The sequence below is a fragment of the Bradyrhizobium ontarionense genome (genome assembly GCF_021088345.1).
Taxonomy (GTDB): domain Bacteria; phylum Pseudomonadota; class Alphaproteobacteria; order Rhizobiales; family Xanthobacteraceae; genus Bradyrhizobium; species Bradyrhizobium ontarionense.
In genome coordinates, this window is record NZ_CP088156.1 from 5,948,709 (window position 1) to 5,969,590 (window position 20,882).

A 20,882-nucleotide genomic window follows, 5' to 3' on the forward strand; every position below is an offset into this window, starting at 1 on the left:
CGCTAGTCTCCGATCAGAAACTCCTTCGTGCCGATCGCGAGCGAACCGAATGCGAACGCAATCGGGATGAGGCCGACATCGAAGAGACTTGCGCCGGCCCCGACGAGCAGCGAACGCAATCCGCCGACGTCGAGCAGATAGATCGCGGACATGAACAGCACGCCGAGGCTCGTGCCCATGACGAACGGGATGAGAACGTGCGTCGAAAACGATCTGAGTCCATCGCGGTTCACGCTGACCCCCAATCGGGTTCAATGGTTATCATATGGTTGTCGTGAGGCTCGCAGGCATGCCACGCCGGCCTTCCCCTACGTCTTGCGAGCGGTCTCGCAGGCGGCCTTGGCGTCTGCCAGGAAACCGGTGAACATATCGTCCATCAGCTTCCGTGTCGCCGCCGAGGCGAGAGCCGGCGTGCCGGACTGGAACGGCGGTTCCGGGGCGTATTCGGCCAGCAATTGCACGACCTCGGCATATTGACGGTCGCGCAAATCCCCGACCATCGACAGGCCGAAATCGAGCCCGGCGCTGACGCCGCCGGCGGTGATCCGGTTGCGATCACGTACGATGCGTCCCTCGGCCGGGATGGCGCCGACCGCCGGCAGGATGGAGCGGGTGAGCCAATGCGAGGTGGCGCGATAGCCGTCCAGCAGCCCGGCCGCGCCGAGCAGCAGCGAGCCAGTGCAGACCGAGGTGACGAAGCGCGCCTTGCCGCCGCGATCGGCCAGGAAGCGCAATGTCGCGGGATCGCGGATCGCCGCCAGCGTCCCGGATGTCCCGCCCGGCACACAGATGATGTCGAGCTGATCGGGACAATCGTCGAACGACTTGCTCGGCGTGAAGACGAGACCGGTGTCGCTGGTGACGGGCGCCATCGTCTTGGCGACGATGTGGGTGGTGGCGCCCATCAGGTTCGTGAACATGTAGTGCGGCCCGACCATGTCGAGCGCGGTGAAGGCCGGATAGATCAGGAAGGCGATCTGCTCCTTCCCGGTCCAATGTGCCGGCATCGCGGACATGTCGTGGGCGGGCGGCGGCAACGCGCTGTCGCTTTCCGCCGCAGTCGCTGCTGCGCCGGAGAAGGCCAGCGCAATGAGCGCGGCCAGGTCTCGTCGTGTCGTTTCCATGATGCCTGCTCAGTTGAACTTGAGGGCCAGCTTGCCGTAGACGGTGCGCCCTTCTCCCGGTGCGACACGTCCGTCGAAATAGGCGTAGGGTACGAAGTATTTCTCGTTGGTCAGGTTCTTGAAAGTCAACGAGACGTGATAGCGCGGGTCGTCATAGGCGATCTTCGAATCGATCGTGAAGTAGCCGCTCGTCTTGTAGAGGTTGGCGGGATCGACATAGGCCCCCGATGCCGCATAGACGCCGGCGCCAAGGCTCCAGCCCTGCCAGCGGCCGTCAAGGCGATAGTTGACCCAGAGCCTGCCGGAATCGGCAGGCACCCAGTTTAGCTTGTTGCCGGCGCGCACCGTGGCCGCGACATCCTTGGTCAGCACCGCATCGACATGGGCGTAGCTGCCGAGCACGGACCATTGCGCCGTCGGCTGCCAGAGCACGTCGAGATCGAGCCCGCGGGACCGTTGCTCGCCGGCGGGAATGCTGACGAGGGGATTGTTCGGATCCGAAATAGGAACGCCGCTGCGATTGATCTCGAACACCGCCAGCGTGCCCGAGAGCCCGGCCCCAGAGTTGAACTTGATGCCCGCTTCCGTCTGCTTGGAGGTCTCCGGCTTCGGAGGTCCGGAGTAGAGCGCAAAGGGGTTGCCCTTCAGGCCTTCGCTGTAGTCGGCGAATACCGAGAAGCCCTTGACCAGATCGACGACTGCGCCGACGCGGGGCAGGGCCTTGGTGACATCGGTGATATCCGTCGTCGCGAAGGCCGGCTGGACACTGTCGATGTGCAGGTTGGCGAGCCGGACGCCACCGAGCAGATGGACGCGATCCCAGAGCGATGATTGCCACTGCGTATAGAAGCCCTGCGTCCTGTAGACGTTGTCGCCGTCGACCACGACCGAGAACGGGCCGCGGACCGGCTCGACATAGGCCGGGTAAACCGGATTGCGCAGATCGACGGGGACGCCGCCTGCAAAGAACTGGGCCGGGTCGACATACATCGCGCCGACATCAGTGACGCGGCTATAGTCGTAGCCGAACAGCAGCCTGTTCTCGCTGATGCCGAGACGGAACTTGGCGAGCGCATTGGCGACGACCGAAAGCTCCTTCTGCTCCTGGCCGAGGGCCAGGTTGGTCACGCCCCAGGTCGAGCCGAAGGCCGGCGCGTTGGAGAAGATGTCCTGGGCCAGCTCTTGGAAGCGGGTCTTGCCCGCCCGGACCTGCACGTTCGCCGACCAGACCTCGTTGAACTCGTGATCGAGCTTGGCGGTCACGCTCTGGGTCGTCGAGTACGACTTCGGAATGTTCGACGGACCGATGAAGAGATTGCGGTTGAGCCGGAAGTCGCCGGTGACGGTGCCGACCGCTGGGAGACCCTGATACTCCTGCTGCCGCCAGTCGGAGAACCGCCCCTGGATCGTCAGCGTCGTATCCTCCTTGTTGGTGAACAGCAGCGTCGGGTTGATCGCATAGCGTTTGGTGTCGATCGTATCGATGAAGGAGCTTGAGGAGGTGTATTCACCCGTCAGGCGCGACAGCACCGTGCCGTCCTTCGACAGCGGCTGGTTGATGTCGAAATAGGGCTGCACGAAGCCGTAGCTGCCGAAGGTCGAGCCGAACTCGCTGAACGCGCGGTTGGTCGGCAGCTTGGAGACGATGTTGATGACGCCGCCGAGGGGCGCGCCGGAGCCGCCGCCATACAGGATCGCGTTGGGGCCCTTCAGCACCTCGATGCGCTCCACGTTCACGAGCGAGTCGCGGTTGCCCGCATTGTAGTAGCTCGTGAGGCCGTCCAGCCATTGTTCGGCCGCGAAGCCGCGGATGCGGGCGCTTTCGTAGGCCGGCGTCTGCAGCGGGCTGGTGGCCTGAACGCCGCTGACGTTGCGGGTGGCTTCAGCGACGGACAGGCTGTTCTGGTCGTCGATGACGGCGCGGGGCACGACGTTGATCGAGGCCGGAATGCGTTCCGTCGGCGTGTTGGTCCGGGTGCTGCCGGTCGCGGTCAGCGCCTGATAGCCCTGCACGGGACCCGCCGTCGTCTGGGTGACCGGCAGGGCCGGGTTGACGATCACGCCGCTGGGGAGCTGCGTCTGGGTCGGCGGCGGAGCCGTCCGCTGCTGCGGCCGCGCTGCCGGCGGCTGGCTGGAGCTGGCGCGGCGCACGGGTTTGGCCGGCTTCCTCTCGGTGGGCGCATCCACCGTAACGGAGGGGAGATTGCGATCTGATTGGGGTTGGGACTGTGCGGGTTCGATAAGAGCAGCAACAACAGCCGCCGCCGCACCCAGGGTGGGCAGTCGATGTGACACGGTAGGATGCTCCGATGGACGCTGAGGACGGTGAGGTCAATCTCAGGCCTCGCTCGGGGGACCTCTCGTCAGCCGTGGCTGGTGTCGTCGCGCAAGCGTGGCTGCGGCAGGTTTGGAATCTGCGACATCGCTTGCGGGGGCGATCTGATGGATGTGAATCGTGGCGGGTGCGGGGGCAAGCCCTGCGTGTGCTGCGAACACGCAGATGTCGCAGAGAGACTTGTGGAGAGGCGGATGGCTCTTGGGGTCGATCTCCGATGATGAATGATCATCGGAAGCGCAGATCGACAGCTCCAAAGCCGATCCGAACGCCAGAGCGCTGCCTTCCATGCGAGAGGCGAGCGAGCCGGCGAGGATCGTCTGGAAGACGAACAGCAAAGCGACCGCAAGCATGGCGGTAGAGTGTCGCTCTGCTCGTCGTCCTCCCCGCATGACTTTGTCCCACCACCCCGGTCCCGCGAACGATAGTGTCGAGCTTGGGCGAGTCCATATGTCGCGAAGCCGCGGCGGATCGTCCGGTTACAAGTGTGACGAATATGTCGCATTGTTTCCGCACAATGGCGGTCGTGCTGGCACGGGACGGGTCACCTCCCGAAGTCAGGAAATGTCGGTGGGCGGCGCTGCCGTCGGCAAGGCCCTGCCTTCTCCGACGTCGTCGCCACTGCGTCCGCGAAAGGCGACGCCTGGTTAGCTTGCCGAGCGCACAGGTCCTGGGTGGGCGACCAGATCTGCGTCGAGCTGTCAAATCTTACCGCCTGGATGGACGACTCAGAGATCCCACGTGCCGGTCTCTATGAGCTACCCAGTTGCGCATCGCGCCAAACTGCACTCGACCCATCCGATCGAGAGGGACGGCGGCGAAATCGAGCGCCGTAACGAGACCGTCGGCATGTCTCCGGCGAGGAGGCCATCGTCGGTCTGTCGCAGGCTGATCAGTTTGGCGAGAGCCGCCAGTGCCCCACCGCGGCCGCGACGCCACGGGACACGAAAATGGCCTGGCGACGATGCCCGTCGCAGCCACGATGGCGCGACAAAGCCGCAGAATTGCCGCTCGATGAGAGCTCAACGAAAATGAAGCGCGCGCCGACGCGAGACCTCAGTTCGGCCACAGCTCAGGCTGATAGTTGCTGCATGACAGGCGCGGGTTTTCGTCCGGTGATCGGTCAATCAAGAAATCCCCTGCAGCAGGACAAGCAGTCGGACTATGTTCCGTTCATTCGGCAATAAGCGGCTACGAGCGCGTGCCTGTGTCGCGCTCGGCCTCGCTTATCTGCTCGCGTTCCAGGCTCTGATGTTCAGCCTTACGGCAGGGGCGATGGCTGGCTCCGCGGAGCCGGCGATTTCGGACATCTGCAGATCCGAGGGTAACACCACCAGTCGCGATGGCTCTGGGCAGGAGCACCAGCAGTCGCACCTTCCCACCTGTTGCCTGACGGGCGGCGCCATGTTCGGCGCGAGCGGCGTGCCGCCGACTGCCCCGTCATTGGCAGTGCCTCGGTTGTCTGAGCATAGCGCCTCCGTCCATTGCTCGGCAGACGGCCGTGTCGATATCGGACGCCGGCGAACGCTGTGTAGCCCCCGCGGTCCACCAATCGCCTGACCCGCTTTACCCGGTTTTGATCGGGAGCGATGCCCGTTGGGGCATCTCCTGACCATCGATACCGATGGTCACGACTGCGCCGCGACGGACGATGCCATTCGCCGGACGCGGCCCTGGTCCCGACCATCCCCTTGGGAGTTTCAGGCAAGCGTCGTGCGCACTCAGCGCAAGCGCTGTCGACCAATCACGACATTCAGGAGTATATCATGTCTTTCAAGTTGCGTTGCCTCGCTGTCTCCATTGCTCTGCTTGTGACGCCGGCCATGGGCGCGGAAAATTCCCCGATGCCGGACCCGGCGCTCGTCGCCAAGGGGCTGCAGCTCTTCAATGACACAAGCGTGTCGGGCGGGGGCAGTGTCTCCTGCGCGACCTGTCACTTTTCGACGGGCCATACCAACAACAAGACCTATGTCGGTCTCGAGGTGGTTGCCGACGGCGACGCCAACGGCCGCAGCACGCCGACTTTGTGGGGGGCCGGCGAGCGCTCGGTGTATGGGTGGGCCGGCACGGCGCCAACGCTCGAAGAGAGCATTCGCGGGATCATCGTCAATCGGATGAAGGGAGCCGAACCGTCCAAGGAGAATTTGGCGGCCTTGGCGGCCTATGTCCGGTCACTGCCTTATCCGAAGAACTGGCAGCTGAACGACGACGGCACGCCTTCACCGATCGCTACAGAAGCGGTGAAACGAGGCTTTGACCTGTTCATCGGCGACGGTGGCTGCGGCACCTGCCATGTCCTGCCCAGTCTCGATAAATCCAGCCGCGACGACATCGGGACCGGCGGGAAGTTCAAGGTGCCGTCGCTTCGCGCTGTGGCGTCGACCGCTCCGTACTTCCACGATGGGCGTACCGCTTCGCTGCGCGACGCCGTGAAGCTGATGTGGGGGGTCTATGCCAAAAAAATGGACACGGGTCTCGTGCCGACCGACGCCCAGATCGATGACCTCGTGGCCTATCTGAGCGCGCTCTAGTGGCTGAGTGACGAGCAGGTGCAGCTTTCGCCGCCACCGCAGCCGTCGCGGTGCGGCGGAGAGGGGGACTACCTGGAGCCCCATCCTTGGTGAGTCCCCCTCACTCCGTTCTTTCGTGTGAGGGTACGAATGCTCAGGGCGAGGCAAATACCTGGTGCATCTCATAAGACGACTTGGTCACGATCTACGCGATGCCTGCGTCGACCCGCTTGGCTTCGGGCGTATGTGCCGACGATTTCAGGGGAGTCATCCAATGACGGGTAACGCCATCTTCCGTCTCTCTTGGCGACTTGAAGTCCGAGCGTGGCAAACTGAGGCGAGGTTTCTGTGAGAGCGTTCAGCTTGCTTCTGATTGCGAACGTTCTCGCACTACCTATTCATGCTGAGCCGTTGCTGATCCATGGGGTGACCGGATACGCTGGCGAATACGAGCTCAGCGGCACGGCGTCACGGCAGGATTTGAACGGAACAAGGACGTTCTCTGGTCCACTGACGGTAAAGCACGTCGGACTCTGCACGCGCGATGGCCCGAAAGAATCGGTGGGCGAGATCCGTGTCGATCTCGACAGGCGGTCGTCTCGCATCAGCGCGACGCTGGATTTCGAAGGCAGCAAGTGCACGTATAAGGGAGTCTTCTCCGAGTCGTATCACGGCTTCATGGATTGTGGTCGGGATGGGAGTTTCCCGCTCAGGATTTGGACCAAATAGTCCATTGCTTTCCATCGGCTCTGGATATCGACGAAGTCGGTGTTGCGCCTCTATTATCGCACGTGTCGGGTGATGAACGATCAAATGCGGCAAGGCCTATGGAATTCCGCGCCTCTGCCGATCGGGTCGCGTATCCAATGATTGGCTTCGGGGCTCCGCCGTCTCAGTGACGGATGTTGTCCTAAGACTCTACGAGATAAGCGGCAACGCACGAAGTACGATGCCAAATCACGACGAGTCAGAATGGCTTCCTACTCTTTGCTTCCATGCGCCGGCTTATGTTGATCCGTATCACCATTCATCATCGCGATGCCTTCGAAGCGTGAAAACATCGCAGCTTTTTCGGGCGGAAGCCTGGCTTCGGCACTCGACAAATCCTTTTCGAGCCTCTCGGCATCCGCGAGCGGGACGCCAGCTCTCGCCAATGCGTCCCTGGTCTTGATGCCGTCTCCGGCACAGAGGATGATTCTCCAGGACCCATGCTCGTTGCGCAATAGGGCACGGCCGCCCATCTCGCCTTGGGCCCAATCGGCGACTGCGTGCTTGCCTGACACCAAGATCGGTTCGACCGAAAGCGGCTCCTGCGGCTTATCGAACATGCCATGAAGAAGCTGGCTTATGAATGCCTCGTCAGAGCCTGTCGGCGCGGCCATGCAGGCGACCGGAACGATCATCAGCGACATCAGTGCAACCAAAGCTTTTCTGAGCATCTTCAACTCCTGAGTGTCACACTGGCTTATGCCGATCCATCCGACGTTCAGCCATTGCGGTATCTGGGATAAACCTGTCGGGCGACCTTTTCGGCCTGCTTGTTGAAGTCGACGAACATCTCGGTCATCATTTTTGATACCTCAACCGGAGCCTTTGCGGGCGTTCCAGCGTCGTATGGCGGCTCTGGCGCGTATTGAGCCATCAGTTGAACGGACTCCGCATATTGCCTGTCGCGCAACTGCCCGACCAGCGACAGGCCGAAATCGATACCCGAGGTCACGCCGCCGGCCGTGATTCTGTTGCGGTCGCGGACGATCCTGTCGTCGCTCTGCGTCGCGCCGAACAGCGGCAACAGCGAAACTGTCGCCCAATGCGACGTCGCGTTGTAGCCGGTGAAAAGTCCGGCCGCTCCCAGCAGCAATGAACCGGTGCAGACCGAGGTGACGAACTTGGCGCGCGATCCGCGATCCCTGAGAAAGCGAAGCGTGCCGTCGTCCTGCATGGCGGCGAGCGTGCCGGTCGAGCCACCGGGGACGCAGATGATGTCCAGGTCGAGCGGACACTCATCGAAGGTCGTGCTCGGCTGAAACATGAGTCCCGTGTCGCTCTTCACGATGTCCCGGCTCTTGCCGACAATGTGGGTCGTCGCGCCGATGAGGCCGGTCAGCATGGCGTGCGGCCCGACCATGTCGAGGGCCGTGAACTCCGGATAGACGAGGAAGGCGATTTGCTCCTTTCCCATCCAGCTCGCGGGCACTTGCGACATGTCATGAGCGGTCGTCGTTCCGGCCGCGACGTCGGCGGCCGGAGCGGACCGCAGACCCGCCGTGGCGAGGCCTGCGGCAGAGGCGAGAAGCAGGTCTCGTTTCGATATCATTCGTTCACTCCCTTGACGGTGATAAGCCGAGACGACGATATCAGTATCGATAGGACAGCGTGCCATAGAAGGCGCGGCCGTCGCCCGGGGCCACCTGGCCGCCGAACCAGGTGAAGGGCACGAAATATTTCTGGCCGGTCAGGTTCTTGACATTGAAGGATGCCCGCCAGTGCTCGGTCTCATAGGCGATCTTGGCGTCGACGGTGAAATATCCCGGCGTCTTGTAGAGATTGAAGTTGTCGACGTACTGCGAGGACGCCACATAGACACCAGCGCCGGCGCTCCAGCCTCGGAGAGCGGGCCAGTCGAAGGTGTAGTTGACCCAGAAGCGGCCTGAATCCTCGGGCACGCCGGGGACCCTGTTGCCTTGCGGCGTTCCCGAATTCGAGTCGGAGTACCTGACATCGGTGTGACCGTAGCTGGCAATCACCTTCCAATTCCTGGTGGGCTGCCAGATCAAGTCGGCTTCATAGCCCTTGGATTCCTGCGCAGACTGGGCCCCGACGCCGACGCCAATGACGACAGGCACGTTCTGGCGCCGGATGTCGAACGCCGCCACGGTGCCGGTCAACTGGTCGTTGATGTTGAACTTGAAGCCGCCTTCGACCTGCTTCGATGTCTCAGGCTGAACGTTGGTGTTCAAGGCTTGAGTGAAGGTCGATGCCTGCATGCCCTCGCTATAGCTGCCGTAGACCGAAAGTCCCGGAACAAGATCGAGAACGGCTCCGGCCCGGGGCAGAGCCCTGGTCGTGTCGGACCCGAACTGTGTCGGCGAGAAGACGCCCAAACTAAACGGGTAGTTTTCGACATAGTCGATATTGATGCTGGCGAGCCGCACGCCGGCGAGGATATGAAGCCGGTCGTAGATCGTCGACTGCAATTGCGTGTAGAGGCCCTTGGTGGTGTAGACGCTATTGATGTCGGTATACAAAAAAAACGTCGGCGAGGCCGTGCTGGGGTCCGTGTACGGCGTCGGGAACATGGGGCTGTTCAACAGATCAACCGGCAGAACGCCGAGGTCGGCGTTCATGTGACCGCGATCCGTGATGCGGCTGTAGTCGGCGCCAGTGAGCCAGACGTTGTTGGTCGGTCCCAACCTGAACCGCGCCTCCAGATTGGGATTGACGGAGATCTCCCGCTGTTTCTGCAAGAGCTCGATATTCTGCAGGGCCCATGTGGTTGGCGGAAAATCCGGTGCCGCGCTGAGTGTCGTCTGGCTCCTCTGATCGAAGTTCTGGTCCGCCCAGCGTGCCTTGATGTTGAAGGACCAGATGGGATCGAATCTGTGGTCGAACGTCGCTGTGACGCTCTTCACTTCGCTGTAGCTCTTCGGAATGTTCGAGGGGCCGATGTAGAGATCCGGATTGAGGCGGAAGCTTCCCGCCACGGTCCCGACCGCCGGCAAGCCCTGGTAGGCCTGCTGCTCGAGCCGCGAGAGGCGCCCCTGGATCGTCAGCGTCGTGTCTTCCTTATTCGTCAGTGTCAGCGTTGGATTCAGCGAGTAGCGGTCCTGATGCACAACATCGACGAATGTGTTGTTTGACGTATAAGCGCCCGTGAACCGGAACAGCACGGTCTTGTCGGGCGAAAGCGGCTGGTTGACGTCAAAATACGGCTGCACGTAGCTCTTCGAGCCAAACGTCACACCTGTTTCCAGGCTTGCCTTGTCTGTCGGCAGCTTCGAGACGATGTTGATGGCGCCACCGAGCGGGCTCCCGGCTCCGCCGCCATACAGGATGGCATTTGGTCCCTTCAGCACCTCGATCCGTTCAACATTCACAAGCGAATCGCGGTCGCCGACGTTGTACATGTTGAACATGCCGTCGAGATATTGTTGGGCAAGGAAACCGCGAATGGTGGTCTGGCCAAAAGGTCCCGTGGTGCCAATTGCGAGCGTATTCGTTCCCTGCACGTTGGAGACATTCTGGATGGCCTCGGTGACCGTGACGTTGTTCTGGTCCGCGATCACGCTTCTGGGGATCACCTGAATCGACTGCGGGACCTGCTCGATCGGCGTCGCCGTCTTGGTTGCGGAGGACGCAGACAGCGCCCGATAGCCATCGACGGGCCCCGCGGTCGTCAGCGTGGTTCCCGGCGGGAGTTTGAGACCCGGCAAATCCAGTGCTGGATTATACGTTCCGAGGGCATTTGGGAGTGGCTTGTCCGCAGCTGTTGGTGCCGTGGGCTTTGCGCTTGCGCGCCTCGCTTGTTTGGTGCCCGACCTGTTTCCGGCAACGATCGCGGCAGCAGGTCGTGTCTGGCCTGGTGCCTGGACAGTCACGCCGGGTAGTTCTGAGGGTTGGGCAAGAACGACTTCGGGAACGGCGAGAAGGGCAACGAAGCTCACGCCTCCCAAGGCACGAAAGCGAAACATCTGAATCTCTCTAACTCGGGCGCACGGCCCGCCAACGGTCGGCAACAGCATCAATTGCGGCCGGCCGGCCGCAACGATCTTGCGATTTTTGGAAAAGTCAGGAGTTCGATGAAGGAGGAGCGCGCGCCTTGGCCTGAGTGCCCTTAAGCGAGCCCTCCAGGTCTTGGGCCATGTTGTGCCAGACCACGGTCGACGGCGATCGACAGGGCGCGGCAACGGCGATGTTTGGCGTGTCCAGTGTTGCGCTGGCATGCGCCGCAAGGCAGCTCAGGGCGCAAACACCATCGTGGACATGGCGGTCGGTCTGGTCAGGCTGCCTGCCGGCTTCCCCGCTCCCGGAGTGGCAGATCGCGATATCGCCAAGGGTGGTCAATGGATCGGAGACGGCAGAAGCCGCTGCCCATGACGCCGCGACGGGCGCGATGATCTGCATCATCAGCGCCAACAAAAACGCGGGGATATGGAGTTGCAGCCGTTGCCGCACGAGTCACTGCCTCGTTGGAGTACCTGGACCTAATCATGGTGCGAGAGGAGAGTCGACGGCACCGACCTTGCTCGCGAGTGCACCAAGCGACCCAGACGAAAATGCGCGCCAACTGTCTCTCAAATGTCACGCGGGTCGATCGTAGAAGCACTGAGGATTCTGACGGGTCATGCGGTAACTCCCCCCGAATCCGGGCAGTCAACTTCTACGCGGTCATGTAGCCCGTGGCGCTATTGCCGAGCTTTGAGGAGATGGAGCAAATCTCTTCCGTTGGATATCGACGGACGAGTACGTGGCTGCGGGCGACACAATAAGTAGCTTCGAACGCCGCAGCGCACCTTGGGGGTGTAAACTTCGCGATCTCAGTGAGCCCAAGGCTGTGTAGTTTGCCGCGAAGGATTTTGCGTTCTGGGGCAGGGCACTGCCGGCGTAGAGTCTGGCGTGCCGTTGATGGTCAGCGTTTAAGGGGACCATAGCTACGCCAGGATTGCCGTTAGGAACTGCAGGATCCGCGGATCCTTGCTGCCGAAGAACGCATCGGGCGATCCGGACAAGCGAATGCGACCATTCTCCATGAATACGATCTTGTCGGCGATCTCCCGCGCGAACGCCATTTCGTGGGTGACCACGACCATCGTCATGCCGCCGGCCGCGATGTCGCGCAGCACGCTCAAGACCTCGCGGCGCAGTTCCGGGTCGAGTGCCGAGGTCGGCTCGTCGAACAGCATGACTTGCGGTCGCATCGCCAGGGCGCGCGCGATCGCGACCCTTTGCTTCTGCCCGCCGGAAAGTGTCGCGGGATAGGCATTCGCCTTGCTCCCTAGTCCCATCCGCTCCAGCAGGCCCAGCGCCTCCGCGTGGGCGCTCTCACGGTCCAGCCGTTTCACGCTGATGAGACCTTCGGCCACGTTCGCCAGTGCGGTCATGTGTGGAAAAAGGTTGAAGGCCTGAAACACCATGGCGGTCTTGAGCCGGATCCGTCGCGTCAGCAGGGTTTCGGCGCGCGTGGTGTGGACGCCAGGCGCGAAGCTCAAGGTGTCGCCACCGACTGTAACCCGGCCGGCGCTGGGCCGTTCGAGCAGATTGATGCTGCGCAGGAGCGTCGTCTTGCCCGAGCCGGAAGGGCCGACCAGCACGACGACCTCGCCAGGTGCGACATCGAGGTCGATCGTTTGCAATACATCGACCGTGCCGAAGCGCTTTTGGAGCCCGCGGATCGAGACGGCGCATTCGGCTTGGTCGCTTGCGCTCATTGCACGTGCTTCGACAGGCGCTGCTCGAGCAGCATCTGCGCCACTGTGAGGAACTGATTGATGATCCAATAGATTGCTCCGGCGATGAGGAACATTTCCAGATAGCGGAACGAGGCCGCGCCGACCTGCTCGGCCACTCGCGTGACCTCGACCACCGTGATGGCAGATGCGAGAGACGTGTCCTTCATCAGGGCAATCAGGCGACTGCCGACCGGAGGCAGCGCGATCCGCAGGGCCTGCGGCAGGATGATGCGGCTGATGGTCCTATAACGGTCCATACCCAGCGACGCGGCTGCCTCCCATTGCCCGCTGTCGACCGAGAGGATGCCGGCGCGAAAATTCTCGCTGAGATAGGCGGCCGAGAACAGCGTCAGCGCCAGGATCGCCGAGGACAACGGATCGAGCGTAAGGCCGAGCCGAGGCAGGCCGAAATAGATCAGGAGCATCTGAACCAAGAGTGGCGTACCGCGGAAGACGGACACGTAGGCAAAGGCAGTCCAGCGGATGAGGCGCGCACGAGCGAGGCGAAGAAAGGCGATGACCAAGCCCAGCACGCTGCCGAGGCAAAACGAGGAGAGGCCGAGAAACAGCGTCATCGGCACGGCCGTCTCAAGCAGGGGCCAGGCCCGGACCAACAGTTCCATCATGGCTTCGCATCAGCCTGCTCGGCCTTCGCTTTCGCGATGGCATCGGACATCTTGTAGTCATGACCGATGATGGTCTCGCCGAGACGATCGATTGTGCCGTCGGCGAGCATCTCCCGGATGGCCCCGTCGATGGCCGCCTTGAGGGCAGGCTCGCCCTTGCGGATGGCCGGCGCGGACAGCTGATAGGTCAGCGGTCCTCCGATCTCGGTGACGCCGAGATTGGTCGCTTTCGCATAACGCAGGCCACCGAAATGCGAGATGATGGTGGCGTCGACCCGGCCGAAGCCGAGGTCCTGGAAGATGAAGCTGCCGTTCTCATAGCCCGCGATCTTCGCCTGCGGGATGTTCGCGCGTGCCCATGTCTCGTTAGTCGTGCCGGTGGTGACGCCGACAGTCTTGCCCTTGAGGTCCTCGAGAGCCTTGATCGTCGTATTGCCGGTCTTGACGAAGATGCGGAAATCCTCGACGCCATAGGCTTCGGCGAAGTCGACCAGCGTGGCTCGTTCCGGCGTCGGGGTCAGGTCGTTGAAGACAGCATCGTATTTGTTGGTGCGCAGGCCTTCGATGAAGTTCTTGAAGCTGTCACCGATGAACACGACGTTGGCGATTCCGAGCCGGCGGCCGACCTCCCGGGCGACTTCGACGTCATAGCCCGCGGGCTTGTTGTCGCCACCGAGAAAGGTCCAGGGCGCACTGGTCAGGGTCACCCCGACCCGCATTGTCCCGGTGGTGCGCATCTCGACGAGCCTGCCATCATCGGCCCGGCCGGTCGTGACGGCCGCATCGACGGCGATGACGGCGGCAACGGCCATGATCAACGCGGCGCGAACGTTCATCGGCTCATCCTTTGCTGTTCGGGGGGGGGGAGGCGTCAGTTTGCGGTGATGGCGGCGAGAAATCTCTCGAGGTCGGCCCAGAGTTCGGCAGGCTCCTCGAGGCCGACACTGATGCGCACCAGAGTTTCCGATGCGTCCCAGGGCCGGACGGTGCGGTCGCCTGCGATGCTCATCGGAGCGATCAGGCTGCGGGTGCCGCCCCATGAGGCGCCGATGGCGAACACGTTCAGCCCGGCCATCGCGGGATAGAGCCGCTCCTTGAACTCGGGCTTCACGACGATGCTGAACACCGCGCTAGACCCGGCGAAATCCCGCGCCCACAGGTGATGGCCGGTGCAGGAGGCAAGTGCCGGATGCAGCACCCGGCTGACGACCGGCGAATTCTGCAAACGTTCGGCGAACTGCCTGGCGACACGGCCTGTGTGTGTCATCCGAACGCCCATCGTCTCGATGCCCCTGAGGGCCAGCGCCGCCTCGTCGGGCGACACGCCGATACCCACCATGCGCAGCACGTCCTTGATGGACTTGCGCAAGGCGAGGTCGTTCACGGTGATCGAGCCGAGCAGCAGATCGGAATGCCCTCCGACATATTTTGTCAGCGCCTCCACCGCGAAATCGACGCCATGGGTGAGCGGTTTGAACAGCAGCGGACCTGCCCAGGTGTTGTCACAGCCGGTCAGCACGCCCCTCGCGCGCGCGGCCCTGGCGATGGCGGGGACATCCTGGACCTCCATCGTTCCCGAGCCCGGAGATTCCATCCAGACCAGCCGGGTCTGCGCATCGATGAGATCGGCGATGCCCTCGCCGATCAGGGGATCATAGACCGCATGTCCAATACCGCGCGGCGCCAGATAGTCCTCGCACAGCCTGCGTACGGGAGGATAGGCAGTGTCGGGGATCAGGACCTTCTGTCCTGGCAGCAGCACCGCGAGCATTGTCACGGCGACTGCGGCCTGTCCCGATGGCACGAGCATGGTGCGGACGCCGCGGTGAAGTGCGGTGAGCTGCGCCTCCAGCGTGCGGGTCGTCGGGGTGCCGTGCAGGCCGTAGGTGTAGCCGTCGAGCCCGCGCTCCGAACGTTTCGCAAAGGATTGCGGGTCGTCATAGACGATCGTCGATGCGCGATAGGTGGGGACCGCGAGTGACGAGAAGCCCTCGTGGGATACGGCGGGGTGCTGAACGCAGCAGGTCAGATCGTGCATGCAAGCCTCGTTTGGAATGGCCAAAGGCTACCTTGCCAGCCTATGCTTACAATTGAAGTAGATGCATCATCGTATGCGTCCAGCTTATGGGACGGGAGAACATGCACTACCGCCAGATCGAGACCTTTCGAGCCGTCATCCTGACTGGATCCGCATCGCGCGCGGCCGAGCTGCTTGACATCACGCAGCCCGCGGTCAGCCGTGCCATCGCCGAGCTGGAACGTTCGGTCGGCTTTGCCCTGTTCGATCGCTCGGGCGGGCGGCTGTCGCCGACGGCTGAGGCGCGGCTGTTGTTCACCGAGGTCGATCGTGCTTTCGTCGGCCTCGACCGGATTCGTGCGGAGGCTGCGCGGATTCGGGACTTCGGTGCCGGCGCGATCCGCATCGCGTCGCTGTCGGCCTTCGCAAATACGTTGATGCCGAAGGCGATCCACGCCTTCAACAAGCGCCATCCCGGCGTTCCCGTCACGCTGCAGATCCGCGCCTCGTCGGTTGTCCGTGAGCTCGTCGCGAGCGGCAGCTTCGACCTCGGAATCGCCGCCGACGAGGTCGACCTGACCGGCATCCATCACGAGCACTTCGGCCGCAGCCACGGCGTCTGCGCGTTGCCGCCAGGACATGAGCTCGCGTTGAAGGAGACCATCACGCCGGAGGACATCGAGGGCTGTCCCTTCGTTGCGCTGGCACCGGAAGACAAGGCCCGTCAGCGCCTCGAACAGGTGCTGGAGAAGCGCGACGTCCGGCCAAGGATCGTCGTCGAGACGCCGAGCTCCAGCACGGTCTGTGCGCTGGTGCTGGCCGGTGTCGGCATTGGTATGGTCAACCCATGCGCAGCGGCTGGCTTCAAGGAACTGGGCCTCGTGACCCGGCCGATGCGGCCCGTCGTGGAATTCCGCGAGGTGCTGGTGTTTCGCGACAACACGCCGCCATCGCTGCTGCATCGCTCGTTCATTGCCGAACTGCGCCGCGTCGCACCGCAGTTCGGCATCAAGCTCAATCCGGGTTAGGGCGAACTCACCTAGGATGGTGCTGTGATTCGCTTGAGGATGCCGTACACGAAAGCTTCACCCTGCCTGAGTGCAGCGACCCCTGCGCGTTCGTCATCGCCGTGGATGCGGCTCGCGCTGTTCGGATCCGACGGCACGGCGCCGATGCCGTAGACCGGCACGCCGCGCCTGCGCCAAGGCGTCGCGTCCGTGCTGGCAACGAGCAGCGTCGGCAGGATGCTGACGCCGGGCCACATCGCCGCAGCACTGTCCTCGATAGCGTCAAACAGCGCGGTCTTGAGATTTGAGGGGGCGATCCTGGCATAAGCGGCGTAGAAGCCGGCGATCTCTGATTTGGGCCGCGCGCTCAGGATCTCGATGTCGATTCCGGGATTGTCGATCACCTGCCGCAACTCGGCGATGAACGTTTCGACGGTGATGCCGGGCAGGAGGCGCGCATTCAGCACGGCCTCGGCATCGCCCGGAATGACGTTCGGCTTCTGGCCCGCATTGAGCACGGTGATGACGAGAGTGTCGCGAAGTAGCCCCTCGATCCCCCAGCCGCCGGGATCATTGGCAACGACGTCGCGAGCGGCAGCCAGCTCCGCGGGGGCGTCCTTGGCGGCGAGGAGCCTTGCAATGGCGTCAGCCAGCGAAGGCGCACTGAGCTTGGCGGACTTTTCGAGATAGGTACGGATTTCGGGCGACAGCCGCACCGCAGTTTCATGAGACTGTAGCTTTGCCAACGCGGTGATCAACTGGCCATTGGCGCTGGCCATCACCGGAAGAGGACGCGACGAATGGCCAGTCGGGCCATGCGCCTTCAGCTTCAGGTTCAGCGTCAGCTTGTCGGCGTAGCTGATCTGCAACTGCTGGATTCGCCCATCCGGCATCAGAACCGTCCTGCCGCCCTCATTGAGCGAGAACTCCGCATCGATCTTGTCCCAATGGTGCTCTGCCAGCCAGTTGGTGTTGAACTGGCCTTGCTCCTCGTCGGCTTCTGCGAGGAAGATCACGTCCCGTGTGCGTGGCGCGGGGTCCTTGGCAAGCTTCAGAATGGCCTGGGCGTAGACCGCGACCGAGCCCTTGTTATCGAGTGCGCCGCGGCCATAGACGAAGCCGTCTTTCTCGATCGCCTCGAACGGCTCGACGCTCCAGCGCTCGCGCTGCACCGGCACTACGTCGGTGTGGGCAGCCAGCAGCACGGGACGCTCGCGACCATCTCCCTTCAGGCGGGCAATGAAGTGGGCGGCCTTGCCGTTCGGGGCCAGGATGATCTCATTGGGGATGCCGGCGACATCGAACACCGATTTGAGATAGGCCGCGACCTCGCGGGTATCTCCTGGCGCGTTGGTGGTGTCGTAGCGGATGAGCGTCTTGAGCATGGAGACCACATCGCCCGATACATTTGCTTGCGGCTCAGCGGCTGACACAACGTTCATCTGCAGCCCGAAGGCGAGAAGCTGGATGACGACAATTCTAGAGATGCTAACAAGCATGCAACCGCCTTCCTGGATGAGGGCTTGATCGTCGGTCGCCGCCGGAAGCTGCGCAATGGCCGCTCAGGTATGGCTCCATGTCTCGGATTTATGGGACGGGCCTGCTTGCATCGGTCACGAACGCTTCACCATGCCTGAGCGCATCGACGTTGGCGCGTTCGTCGTCACCATGGATGCTGCTCTCGCCGTCACAGGCTGCGCCTATCTATGCGAGGTGTGTTACGGATATAGGGTCGACAACGCCAAGCGATCTTATCTCGACGGCTTCGTCCCGTGGGCAGGACCGATCGCCGATGATTCAAACGAAAATTGACAGTATAACGAGGGCGTCAAGAAGGAGGTGTCGCGTAGTGGTCACCTGCCCAACGAGTAATACGACGAATTCATGGTTGTGGTCCATCTGTCACGCGCGCTGACGCTGAGCGAGGTTCTATATTTTCTGCCGTGCAGGAATGCGAGAGCGGCGTTCATCGCTGGATCGAGATTCCTGGCAGGCAGAAAATTGCTGGTGGATTAAAAGGAGCCGGCGCTGGGCATTAAACTGTTGCCGAAGGAATAAAATCAGACCGTATGCAACGAGTTGCGAATTGAGTCCACGCAACGAATAAGTTCAGCAAGCCAAGTGCAGCCCCTCCGGGTCGCTCTTGAGGGAGATGCGTGAGGCGATTGGCTTTCCTGTTTTCATGGCCTCTTGCTATTGAACCATAGGGTCCGCCGAAGCCATCTGCTTTAGAGCTCTCAACGCGAATGTGCTGCGAGAATGACGGATACCCGGAATGCGGTAGAGCTTCTCGCGCAGAAAGCGTTCGTAATGCTCGGTTCCGGAGACCGCAACCTTGACGAGGTAATCGTAGTCTCCTGTAACGAGGTGGGCTTCGATCACCTCCGGCATCTTCGCCAGCGATCGACCGAACTGCTCGAGTACCTTCTCGTCATGTTTGTCGAGGGTGACTTCTATGAAGACGATGTTTGGAAGTCCAATAGCCCTGTGGTCGAGCAGCGCGACATATTTTTCGATCGTTCCTGACGCCTCCAGTCGCTTGACACGGGTCCAGCATGGCGACTGGGAAAGCCCGACGCGTGCCGCCAATTCCGTCATGGTGAGCCGTCCATCCTCCCGCAGGGCTGACAAAATCCTGCGATCCATGCTGTCCAGGATTTCCGATCCACGATTTGCGTCAGAACGTACATTCTGTCTGGTTCGCATTTTTCCTGATCTTGTTCTGTAGTGAAGCCAATTCATTCAAAGAATAAGCACAACCCAACGCGCCATACCAAGATAATCTTATCGTAGACGGCGGAGCAAGCGCATTGAACTTGGACAGCGGCGAATTGAAGATCATTGCGGAACTGTCGTCCGGTAGCGACAGCCTGCTGCGGATACTGGGTGACCTGCAGCGGTTCGGTGCGACGCTCAAACGCGTCAGCTGGAGCGATGCCTGCTCCGGAGCCATTGCGCGCCTCGAGTTCGCGGCCGTCCCGGCGATCGAGAAAGACAACCTCGTCCAGCGCCTCACGCGTCATCCAGGTGTACGTCACGTCGCGTTCGAATAGCCGGCAGCGAATGCGTGCGCGAAGCGCCCTCAACGGAGATCCTGATGAACAGCGGTGTTGCCCAGGTCGGCAAAGTGAATGCGCGTCGAGGCGCTGAGGTATTGCTCGAAGTGCTTGAAAGCGAAGGCGTCAGATACATCTTCGGCAATCCGGGGACGACGGAGCTTCCATTGATGGACGCGTTGGTGCGGACGCCCGACATCCATTACGTGCTCGGGCTTCAGGAAGCCTCTGTCGTCGCGATGGCGGATGGCTACGCGCAGGCGGCCCGCCGGCCGGCTTTTCTCAACCTGCATACGGCAGGCGGCCTCGGCCACGGAATGGGAAATCTGCTGAACGCGAGCGTCTCGCAGACGCCACTCGTGGTCTCGGCTGGCCAGCAGGATTCGCGCCACACGATCAGCGATCCGCTGCTGTTCGGCGACCTCGTCCGGATCGCGGAGCCCGCCGTCAAATGGGCCCGCGAAATCGCAAGTGCTGATCAACTCCCGGTTCTTGTCAGACGCGCCTTTCACGACGCCAATGCGGCACCCAGCGGCCCCGTCTTCCTCTCATTTCCAATGGACGTGATGGAAGAAATGAGCACGATCGGCATTTCCGGCACATCGAATATTGACCGGAGCTTCACCGCCGGGTCGCTAGGCTTGCTTGCCTCGCACCTCGCGGAAATCAGGCCCGGTCGGCTGGCGATCATTGCCGGCGACGAGATCTACACCAGTCAGGCTGCCTCCGAGGTCGTCGCTCTCGCCGAAATTCTCGGCGCTCCCGTCTATGGATCGTCTTGGCCCTCGCGGATCCCGTACCCGACATCGCACCCGCTTTGGTCGGGCAATCTGCCGACGATGGCGCGATCGATCGCGGAGATCCTCTCGGACTACGATGCGATCTTCGCATTGGGCGGGAAGTCACTGATCACGATCCTCTACACCGAGGGGTCGGCTGTCCCTCCCGGTTGCGACGTTTTCCAGCTGTCGTCAGACGTCCGTGATCTCGGACGAACCTATACGACGCGCCTGTCGGTCATGGGAGAGATCAAGGCGTCGCTTCAGGTGTTGCTGCCTGTACTGCGCGAAGCCACCAAGGCCAATGCGGGCGCCTATTCAAAGCTCGTGGCGAATTTAGCCGGGCGGCGCCAGGTGCAGCGCGCCAAATTGGCATCGATCGCCGATGCCGGCTTGGCGCAGGCATCGGTGTCGCCGCTCGTCGCCGCACGAGAGGCGGTCCGTGCGATCGGACCGGACGTGGCGATCGTCGACGAGGCGATCGCCACGTCCGCCCACGTCCGCAGGTTTCTCGACAGTGCGAGTCCGAATCAGTATTCGTTTCTGCGCGGCGGGGGATTGGGTTGGGGCATGCCGGCCGCTGTCGGCTGCTCGCTCGGGCTGGACAGGGCGCCCGTCGTGTCGCTCGTTGGCGATGGTGCGGCTCTCTACTCGCCGCAGGCGATGTGGACCGCAGCCCATGAGAAGCTGCCCGTCACATTCGTCGTCATGAACAATCGCGAATACAACGTCCTGAAGAACTTCATGAAGTCGCAGACGCATTATCTGTCGGCGCAGGCCAACTCCTATCTGGCGATGGAGATCGACAATCCGGCGGTCGACTATCTCGCTCTGGCCCGCTCGATGGGCTTGCCTGCCAAGCGCGTCGACCGGCCGGCGGACGTCGCGGCCGCCATCGAAGCGGGAATTGCGAGCGGCGTGCCGAATCTCATCGAAGTGATCATCACCGCTGACTAGGATCAGCAGATGTTAGGGACTT

19 protein-coding genes are annotated in these 20,882 nt (G+C 62.3%); 6 read left to right on the top strand and 13 right to left on the bottom strand.

Translation table 11 applies throughout. From position 1 onward, the window contains the following. Positions 1-2 precede the first annotated feature (2 nt). From LQG66_RS26165 to LQG66_RS26175, 3 genes are all read right to left on the bottom strand, one after another. Complete coding sequence (locus tag LQG66_RS26165; protein ID WP_231318523.1) at positions 3-233, bottom strand: hypothetical protein; 231 nt, start codon at positions 231-233, stop codon at positions 3-5. A gap of 75 nt (positions 234-308) precedes the next feature. Further along, the gene (locus LQG66_RS26170; RefSeq protein WP_231318524.1) at positions 309-1,124 is read right to left on the bottom strand and encodes a DJ-1/PfpI family protein; all 816 of its coding nucleotides are present in this window, start codon (positions 1,122-1,124) and stop codon (positions 309-311) included. Between the two features lie 9 nt (positions 1,125-1,133). Further along, the gene (locus LQG66_RS26175; RefSeq protein WP_231318525.1) at positions 1,134-3,275 is read right to left on the bottom strand and encodes a TonB-dependent siderophore receptor; all 2,142 of its coding nucleotides are present in this window, start codon (positions 3,273-3,275) and stop codon (positions 1,134-1,136) included. Between the two features lie 1,950 nt (positions 3,276-5,225). Between LQG66_RS26175 and LQG66_RS26180 the strand changes: the two genes are divergently transcribed. Together LQG66_RS26180 and LQG66_RS26185 are read left to right on the top strand one after the other, a co-directional pair. Continuing rightward, positions 5,226-5,990 carry a cytochrome-c peroxidase gene (locus tag LQG66_RS26180; protein ID WP_231318526.1) on the top strand — a complete coding sequence of 255 codons (765 nt, stop codon included), beginning with the start codon at positions 5,226-5,228 and terminating at the stop codon, positions 5,988-5,990. 342 nt (positions 5,991-6,332) lie between these two features. Then, positions 6,333-6,698 (top strand): hypothetical protein, encoded by a 366-nt coding sequence (locus LQG66_RS26185; RefSeq protein WP_231318527.1) that lies wholly within the window; start codon positions 6,333-6,335, stop codon positions 6,696-6,698. Between the two features lie 251 nt (positions 6,699-6,949). Here LQG66_RS26185 and LQG66_RS26190 read toward each other — a convergent pair whose 3' ends face one another. The 8 genes from LQG66_RS26190 to LQG66_RS26225 all read right to left on the bottom strand — a co-directional run bounded on the left by LQG66_RS26190 (position 6,950) and on the right by LQG66_RS26225 (position 15,082). Further along, the gene (locus tag LQG66_RS26190; protein WP_231318528.1) at positions 6,950-7,408 is read right to left on the bottom strand and encodes a copper uptake system-associated protein; all 459 of its coding nucleotides are present in this window, start codon (positions 7,406-7,408) and stop codon (positions 6,950-6,952) included. Positions 7,409-7,455: 47 nt separating this feature from the next. Beyond that, positions 7,456-8,286: a DJ-1/PfpI family protein gene (locus tag LQG66_RS26195; protein WP_231318529.1), complete on the bottom strand. Its 831-nt coding sequence runs from the start codon at positions 8,284-8,286 to the stop codon at positions 7,456-7,458. Positions 8,287-8,326: 40 nt separating this feature from the next. Further along, positions 8,327-10,711, bottom strand: a complete 2,385-nt coding sequence (locus LQG66_RS26200) for a TonB-dependent siderophore receptor (protein WP_231318530.1) — start codon at positions 10,709-10,711, stop codon at positions 8,327-8,329. Between the two features lie 46 nt (positions 10,712-10,757). Next, a complete protein-coding gene (locus tag LQG66_RS26205; RefSeq protein WP_231318531.1) occupies positions 10,758-11,144 on the bottom strand; it encodes a DUF2946 family protein in 387 nt (128 codons plus the stop codon). A gap of 476 nt (positions 11,145-11,620) precedes the next feature. Continuing rightward, positions 11,621-12,397 carry an amino acid ABC transporter ATP-binding protein gene (locus tag LQG66_RS26210; RefSeq protein ID WP_231318532.1) on the bottom strand — a complete coding sequence of 259 codons (777 nt, stop codon included), beginning with the start codon at positions 12,395-12,397 and terminating at the stop codon, positions 11,621-11,623. Then, positions 12,394-13,044, bottom strand: coding sequence for an amino acid ABC transporter permease (locus tag LQG66_RS26215; protein WP_231318533.1), 651 nt, complete (start codon positions 13,042-13,044; stop codon positions 12,394-12,396). The genes LQG66_RS26210 and LQG66_RS26215 overlap by 4 nt, the downstream gene beginning before the upstream one ends. After that, a complete protein-coding gene (locus LQG66_RS26220) occupies positions 13,041-13,880 on the bottom strand; it encodes a transporter substrate-binding domain-containing protein (RefSeq protein WP_231318534.1) in 840 nt (279 codons plus the stop codon). The genes LQG66_RS26215 and LQG66_RS26220 overlap by 4 nt, the downstream gene beginning before the upstream one ends. Positions 13,881-13,915: 35 nt before the next feature. Next, on the bottom strand, positions 13,916-15,082 hold the full coding sequence (locus LQG66_RS26225; RefSeq protein WP_231318535.1) for a trans-sulfuration enzyme family protein: 1,167 nt from the start codon (positions 15,080-15,082) through the stop codon (positions 13,916-13,918). Positions 15,083-15,183: 101 nt separating this feature from the next. Between LQG66_RS26225 and LQG66_RS26230 the strand changes: the two genes are divergently transcribed. Then, entirely contained in the window at positions 15,184-16,089 is a 906-nt protein-coding gene (locus LQG66_RS26230) for a LysR substrate-binding domain-containing protein (protein WP_231318536.1), read from the top strand. A gap of 11 nt (positions 16,090-16,100) precedes the next feature. Here the strand turns inward: LQG66_RS26230 and LQG66_RS26235 are convergent, their stop codons facing one another. Next, complete coding sequence (locus LQG66_RS26235; RefSeq protein WP_231318537.1) at positions 16,101-17,567, bottom strand: M20/M25/M40 family metallo-hydrolase; 1,467 nt, start codon at positions 17,565-17,567, stop codon at positions 16,101-16,103. 55 nt (positions 17,568-17,622) lie between these two features. Between LQG66_RS26235 and LQG66_RS26240 the strand changes: the two genes are divergently transcribed. After that, positions 17,623-17,880, top strand: a complete 258-nt coding sequence (locus tag LQG66_RS26240) for a hypothetical protein (protein ID WP_231318538.1) — start codon at positions 17,623-17,625, stop codon at positions 17,878-17,880. A gap of 381 nt (positions 17,881-18,261) precedes the next feature. On the opposite strand, the gene LQG66_RS26245 is transcribed toward LQG66_RS26240, so the two are convergent. Beyond that, complete coding sequence (locus LQG66_RS26245; protein WP_231318539.1) at positions 18,262-18,714, bottom strand: Lrp/AsnC family transcriptional regulator; 453 nt, start codon at positions 18,712-18,714, stop codon at positions 18,262-18,264. 164 nt (positions 18,715-18,878) lie between these two features. Between LQG66_RS26245 and LQG66_RS26250 the strand changes: the two genes are divergently transcribed. Together LQG66_RS26250 and LQG66_RS26255 are read left to right on the top strand one after the other, a co-directional pair. Continuing rightward, a complete protein-coding gene (locus tag LQG66_RS26250) occupies positions 18,879-19,121 on the top strand; it encodes a hypothetical protein (protein ID WP_231318540.1) in 243 nt (80 codons plus the stop codon). A 44-nt stretch (positions 19,122-19,165) separates the two neighbouring features. After that, positions 19,166-20,860 (top strand): thiamine pyrophosphate-binding protein, encoded by a 1,695-nt coding sequence (locus LQG66_RS26255; protein WP_231318541.1) that lies wholly within the window; start codon positions 19,166-19,168, stop codon positions 20,858-20,860. Positions 20,861-20,882: the final 22 nt, after the last annotated feature.